At 59.0% G+C, this 546-nt stretch carries 2 protein-coding genes; one reads left to right on the plus strand and one right to left on the minus strand.

What is annotated here, in order from left to right; genetic code table 11:
- Window positions 1-336: hypothetical protein (locus ACYVE4_RS29850; protein ID WP_461044080.1), on the minus strand; the 336-nt coding region annotated here is incomplete at its 3' end.
- Between ACYVE4_RS29850 and ACYVE4_RS29855 the strand changes: the two genes are divergently transcribed.
- On the plus strand, window positions 307-546 hold a 240-nt coding region (locus tag ACYVE4_RS29855; protein WP_461044081.1), incomplete at its 3' end, for a hypothetical protein. The two genes, ACYVE4_RS29850 and ACYVE4_RS29855, sit on opposite strands and share 30 nt — an antisense overlap.

Genomic DNA, 546 nt, shown 5'->3' on the forward strand with positions numbered 1-546 from the left:
ACTCAGAGGTAGCGTCTGGATGGCGTTGAGGTAGCCCGCGACTATAATAGAAACGAGTTGTCGACCTGTACAGCCTGAGCTGGCCTGAGCCACCACCGTGTAACTGCCACTGTAGGTAGCTGCCGACCCCAGCCGCTCCAGCACCGGACCTGACTGGGTAAAGCCTGCCGGTCCGCTCCAGACGTAGGTCAAACTGCCAGGTGTCGAGGAAATGGCCGTCAGGGAAATGGTTTGGCCGATGTAGTAGGTGGTTGACCCGACTACGGTCAGGCTATTGCCTACTGTCACCCGAACCTGATTCGAGGGTTGACTAACGACCTGATCAATGGCGCACATGGCGGTATAGATATCGGTGGCCGATGGAGCCAAAACCAGTATCAGTCCAGTATACCCGGTGGACCAGCGAACGGTGGACCCCGCCGGACAGCCGGAGGCCGAAAGGGTGACCGAGTCGCCGGAACAGAGCGAGGTTCGATTGGTACGAATGATAGGGGCTGGTGGCGCATTGAACGGGACGTTGAGCGTGGTCAATGCGCCCGCACAACC

The sequence above is a fragment of the Spirosoma harenae genome, from assembly GCF_054776975.1.